The organism is Saccharopolyspora sp., assembly GCF_017434145.1.
GTDB classification, from domain to species: Bacteria; Actinomycetota; Actinomycetes; order Mycobacteriales; family Pseudonocardiaceae; genus Saccharopolyspora_C; species Saccharopolyspora_C galaxeae.
The window spans coordinates 1-5171 of record NZ_JAFRFW010000180.1; the positions used below are offsets into that span (position 1 = coordinate 1).

Below are 5171 nucleotides of genomic sequence, written 5' to 3' on the forward strand. Positions count from 1 at the left end.
CATCGTGCGCCGCTTCGACCCGCAGGTCGCCGACCAGGTGGCGAGCCTGAGCGTGAACGGCGCTCCGGCCGGTGAGTGGCGCAGCGGCGCGGCCGAACCCGGCGGGTGGGGCGTGCAGGCGATCGACGTTCCGCCGGAGATCACCGCCGGTCAGTCCACGGTGGAGGTCGCGAACCGCTTCGTCTCGTCCTCGAAGGACGTCAACGAGTTCCGCTACGACGTGCAGAGCAAGGTCAATGGCGAGTGGGTCCGCACCGACGTGCTCGACGTCGGCCCGGCGCATCCCGGCGAGGAGGCCGCGCACGGCTACCGCATCGACAACTCGGTGTTCGCGCGGGAGAAGCTGGTCGGCCGCTACGCCTTCCCGCCGGAGCAGGTCACCGCTTCGGAGCACCTGCTGGAGACCGCGCGGGTGCGCATCACCTTCGACGGCCAGACCACTGTGGACGCACCGATCGGCGAGTTCTTCGGTTCCGGCCTCGGCGAGTTCGACGTGCGCAGCATGATGAGCTCGATCGACCCGGGCGACGGCGGCTGGTACACGGCCTGGTGGCCGATGCCGTTCAACCGCAGCGCCACCGTCGAGATCGTCAACGGCGGCGGCGTGCCGATCGACGGGATGACCGCCGAGGTGACGACCGCACCGGCGGAGGCGACCGAGAACACCGGCTACTTCCACGCCACGCACAAGCGCGGCAACACCACGCCCGGCCAGGACTGGAACTTCGTCCAGGCGCAGGGTTCCGGAACGTTCTACGGCGTCACGCACTCGATGCGCGGCCTGATCCCGCCGCAGACCAACCGGCACCCGCAGCAGCCGATGTCGATGTCGCAGGCGGACGAGGCCGCCAACCAGCGCAACTACTTGGAGGGCGACGAGCGGTTCTACGTGAACGGCTCGCCGAGCCCGGCTTGGCACGGCACCGGCAGCGAGGACTACTACGAGTCGGGCTGGTACTTCCGGGACGGCACGACGTTCTCGATGCCGCTGGCGGGCAATCCGTCGCACGAGGTGAACGGCGACGGCTGCCAGTACGACTGCACCGGCGCGTACCGCCAGCAGGTGCCGGACGCGGTGCCGTTCAACGACGGCCTGGTAGCCGGGATAGAGCACGGTCCGGACAACGACGAGCCGGGCGACTACAGCTCCACTGCCTACTGGTACGGCGGAAAACCGGCTTCGCAGCAGCAGGTCGACGAGATCGACCTGGCCGATCCGCGCAGCCGCGAGCAGCACGGCTACACCGCGGAAGGTGAGACGACGGCCCCGCTGACCTCGACCTTCGAGGGCGACGCGGACGACCAGCAGCACAACGGGCAGGTCGCGTCCGCGACGGGCCCGATCCGGTTCCAGGTCGGGCTGAACCCGGACAACTCCGGGGCGCGGCTGACCAGGCTCGCCGACCAGGCGCAGGCGTACCAGCAGGTCGAGGTCCGGGTGGACGGTCAGCCCGCCGGGACCTGGATGCAGCCGTTGGGCAACGGCACCAGCCGCTGGTTGCAGGATTCGTTCGACCTGCCGCCCGCGCTGACCCAGGGCAAGGATTCGGTGCAGGTCGAGCTGGTGCCGGTCGGCGGCGCTCCGGCGTGGACGGCGGCGCGATACACCGTGTTCGGGCACTGAGCCCGTTTTTCCGGTCGTGCCCGGTGGTTCCGACCGCCGGGCACGACTTTTTCATGCGTGCCAAGGGCTTTCGGGATGGCAGTGCGCGCACGGCGGCAGCGGCCACTGCTCCGGGACGGGTGGCACGCAGACGGCTCCGCACTCGGCCAGTCCTAATCGGACACCGTTGCCCGCCGGGACTCGCCGCGCGTTCGCCGCTGTGACGTGGTGCAGCCGATCGCCGGTGAACACCCCGCGCCAGCTCCGCGCCTGATCCATTGCTGCGTCCATGCAACCCCCGAGGACCAGAGGGGACGCCGAGCCGGTGACCTTGTCGGGGAGGAGGAATTCGGCCACCGGCCCGGCGACGGCGATGGGAGGGGATCGCCGAAGTGAAGATTAAGGGGGTTTTATGCGCCCCGTACAGTACCCGGAAGAGTGATCATGTTCGTCGGTGTTCGCGGATAAGGTTCCTGGCGACCGAAGGGAGTCGCCGATGCCCAGTACGCAGACCCGCCGCAAGCGCAGGCTCGGTCAGTTCTTGCTGGCACTGCGGGAAACTGCGGACCTCACGCATGATCAAGTCGCGGAGCTGCTGCGCAAATCGCAGACCAGCATCTCGAAGATCGAGAACGGCTACTTCCTCTGCAACTTCTCCGAACTCGGCGCGCTGCTGGCGTTCTACGGAGCTTCCGACGAGCAACGTCGAGAAGCGCAAGCGATGTGGGACGACGCGCGGGCTGATGGCACCCGGATTCAGGTATCCACTGCGCACCCGACCAAGTATCGCGCTTTCGTACGGGCTGAAGCGGAGGCGGTGAGCGTGCGTTCGCTGGCGCCCCTGGCGGTTCCCGGACTGTTGCAGACGGTCGACTACGCCACCGCGATCCATGCAGCAGCGCGGCACTTCGGCACTGACACGGACTCGCGGCGCGCTGTCCGATCACGACGGGCCAGGCAGAGGCGTTTGTACGCGCCTGACCCGGTGCAACTGCACGCGCTCATCGACGAGGGTGTGCTTCGCAGGCAGGTCGGCGGGCAGTCTGTGATGCGCGAGCAGCTGCGGCACCTGCGCACGATGTCCGAACAGGACAACGTCACCATCCAAGTGGTCCCGCTGGAAGCGGGTGCTTACGGCACCTCATCCGGACCGGTCACCATCCTCGGTTTCCGCGACGAGGACGACCCGGACGCCGTCTACCTGGAGTACCCGGGAGGCGGTACGTGGGTGGAGAATGCAAATGACGTTCATGCGTTCACGCTGACTTTCGAGGATGTCGCCGCGGCAGCGCTCACTCCGAACGAGTCGGCGGACTGGTTGCGCGCGATGGAGGATTGATGGATCAGCACCCCACCTGGCGGAAGAGCACCTACAGCGGAAACCTCACCGAGTGCGTCGAGCTCGCTGTCGGTGTTGATGGCCCTGCTGTCCGTGACTCGAAGCTGGGGGAGTCGGGGCCGGTTCTGCGGTTGGACGCGGCCGCGTTCGCCTCGTTCCTGGACGCCGTGAAGGCCGGTCGGCACGATCGCTGATCCTCGCCGCGTGCTGTCGCGGGCCCGTGACTCGAATCGTTGCTCTATCCGAGTGAGCACGAAGGTCGGAGCACGGCTGAAATGTGACGTGGATCATGGCAACGAGTGAGTAAGTGCGCGCACGCGCGCAGCTCGACTCGGGCATTATGCTCTGCCGACGTGGACATGCCAGGGGAGGAAGCATGACCGGTTTCCGGATCGACCCGGAGGCGTTAGAGGGCGCCATCAAGGAGCTGGAGGACGCCCGCGACCGGGCTCGCGCAGCCGCGCATAAGGCGATGTCGGTCAAGCCTGGCGAGTTGACAGCTAAGGATTCGACGACGGAGACGGCTCGGCAGAAGTTCATCGAACGCGCCAGTGGCGACTCGGCTTCGTTGCGCGCGTCCGCTGACGCGGTTAAAGACAGATTGACCGAAAAGATCGAAGCTTATCGGGCGACGCTCGAGGAGTACCGCCGCGCTGAAGACAATGCAACGGTCGATTCTGATCGAATCAACAGGCAGGCTTGATACTGTGGTAAACGCGGGCAACAAACTTCGCGCATGGGCCCTAGTTGGCTCCGTGCTCCTCGGCTCGCTCTTGTCGGCTTGTTCTCCCGGGCAGGAAGCTGGCCAGCCCCCGCAGCCGCAGGCGTCGAATCCTGGTGGCATTAGCGTCAGCGATCCGAAGGATCCCGCCACTGTGGACTCGTGCTCGCTGCTTCCCGCTCAGGGGGCTGAGTCTGTTGGGTTGGCGACTCAGGGGCGGAAATCATCGAGTTCCTTTGGTGACGACGATGGCAATCGTTGCCTATGGAGTAGTCCCGATGGAGCAGCGGGGGCTTCGCTTGCTGTTTTCGCTGATCGCACGCTGCAAGACTATTATGGAAATTCCGGTCAATACGTTGACTTTCAGAAGCTAACTATCGCTGGCCATCCCGCAGTTCGGGCGAATGAGAAAGACCCGATGTCGGACGGGATGTGCTCGATCTTCGTTGCTTCCAAACCGGATCAAGTTGTTCAGGCCGTGAGCGACTTGCCCGACCCGCGAACGGCCGACCCGTGCGACCTGGCGAAGAAGACGTTGGAGTCGGCTGTTCCGTCCTGGCCTGCGGCTAAGTAAGTAACTGAGGGGGTTTCGGAGTTGTCCGGATCGGTTTCGAGTGACCTGAGCGCGTCGATGTGCTACTCGGGAGGTGCGCGTCAGTTGCGGGCCAACATGGCCGGTGACGGTAACGCGACCAGCCTGCCGAAGGCGTTGGACGACGGTGCCAAGGAGTGGGCCGGTGTCGAGAAGGAGTTCCACGAACTCCGCGCGCAGATCGAGTCGGCCATCAACAAGGCCGAGGGCGCTCACGAAGGTAAAGCGGCTGACGCGGCGAAAGCATCCATCGGCGAGATCACGCCGCACCTCGACGCCGCGGCCGAAACCGCGAAGGGCGTGCAGAAAGCGCTGACCCATCAGGCGGAGATTCAGAACAAGACGTTCCACCAGATTCCCGGCGAGGGCGACACGCTCCCCAACGGCCGCGAGGTCCAGCTCGACCCGCCGGAGAAGGGCTGGGTCGAGAACGGCGGCTGGGACAAGACCTGGTACCTCGGCTGGGCCAGCGACTACGAGGAGCGCCAGGAAGATTTCCAGGCGACCAATGATCGCGCCGCGGATGCCCAGCGCCAGTACCAGAACGACACCCAGTCCAACCTCGCCGGAACCCCCGAGTTCAAGCCGATGGAGCAGCCCGCTCCGCCGCCGCAGTCCGCGCCCGGTTCCGGGATGCCGAGTGCGAACGACGCGATGGCCGGGACTTCGATGAGCAGCGGCCCGTCCATGGGCGGCGGCGAACCGGCCGGGAACTCGTCGTCGTGGGCGTCGGGGCCGTCCGGTGGTGGGGTGCTTCCGGGTGGTGCGGCGCCGGGTGCTGCTGCTCCGCCCGCCGGTAGTGGTTCGGCGTGGGCTCCGGGCGCGCTGCCGCCGGGAGTGACGCGGGGTCCGGACGGGACGCTTTATCGGCAGAACCCGCAGACCGGCGCGTGGGAGCGGCAGAACCCCTACAACG

6 protein-coding genes and 1 pseudogene are annotated in these 5171 nt (G+C 66.5%); 6 read left to right on the plus strand and 1 reads right to left on the minus strand.

Annotated features, from left to right (window positions below; genetic code table 11):
- Window positions 1-1624 (plus strand): glycoside hydrolase family 172 protein (locus IJH84_RS05100; RefSeq protein WP_295140870.1); only part of this gene is annotated, 1624 nt, incomplete at its 5' end.
- Window positions 1625-1675: 51 nt separating this feature from the next.
- On the opposite strand, the gene IJH84_RS05105 is transcribed toward IJH84_RS05100, so the two are convergent.
- A complete protein-coding gene (locus IJH84_RS05105; protein WP_295140872.1) occupies window positions 1676-1882 on the minus strand; it encodes a hypothetical protein in 207 nt (68 codons plus the stop codon).
- Window positions 1883-2099: 217 nt separating this feature from the next.
- Here IJH84_RS05105 and IJH84_RS05110 point away from each other — a divergent pair, with 217 nt between their 5' ends.
- The 5 genes and pseudogenes from IJH84_RS05110 to IJH84_RS05125 all read left to right on the plus strand — a co-directional run.
- On the plus strand, window positions 2100-2942 hold the full coding sequence (locus IJH84_RS05110; RefSeq protein ID WP_295140875.1) for a helix-turn-helix transcriptional regulator: 843 nt from the start codon (window positions 2100-2102) through the stop codon (window positions 2940-2942).
- The gene (locus tag IJH84_RS05115; protein ID WP_295140878.1) at window positions 2942-3136 is read left to right on the plus strand and encodes a DUF397 domain-containing protein; all 195 of its coding nucleotides are present in this window, start codon (window positions 2942-2944) and stop codon (window positions 3134-3136) included. Before IJH84_RS05110 ends, IJH84_RS05115 begins: the two co-directional genes overlap by 1 nt.
- Window positions 3137-3318: 182 nt before the next feature.
- Entirely contained in the window at window positions 3319-3645 is a 327-nt protein-coding gene (locus tag IJH84_RS05120; protein WP_295140881.1) for a hypothetical protein, read from the plus strand.
- Window positions 3605-4237, plus strand: coding sequence for a DUF3558 domain-containing protein (locus IJH84_RS29215; protein WP_367268958.1), 633 nt, complete (start codon window positions 3605-3607; stop codon window positions 4235-4237). Before IJH84_RS05120 ends, IJH84_RS29215 begins: the two co-directional genes overlap by 41 nt.
- An 84-nt stretch (window positions 4238-4321) precedes the next feature.
- Window positions 4322-5171: pseudogene (locus tag IJH84_RS05125) on the plus strand (hypothetical protein); the annotation flags it as partial.

What these genes read in the sequence shown, in the direction of transcription:
- IJH84_RS05115 (WP_295140878.1), top strand. Translation starts at nt 2,942, where the DNA reads ATGGATCAGCACCCCACCTGGCGGAAGAGCACCTACAGCGGAAACCTC.
- IJH84_RS05110 (WP_295140875.1), top strand. Translation starts at nt 2,100, where the DNA reads ATGCCCAGTACGCAGACCCGCCGCAAGCGCAGGCTCGGTCAGTTCTTG.
- IJH84_RS29215 (WP_367268958.1), top strand. Translation starts at nt 3,605, where the DNA reads ATGCAACGGTCGATTCTGATCGAATCAACAGGCAGGCTTGATACTGTG.
- IJH84_RS05105 (WP_295140872.1), bottom strand. Translation starts at nt 1,882, where the DNA reads ATGGATCAGGCGCGGAGCTGGCGCGGGGTGTTCACCGGCGATCGGCTG.
- IJH84_RS05120 (WP_295140881.1), top strand. Translation starts at nt 3,319, where the DNA reads ATGACCGGTTTCCGGATCGACCCGGAGGCGTTAGAGGGCGCCATCAAG.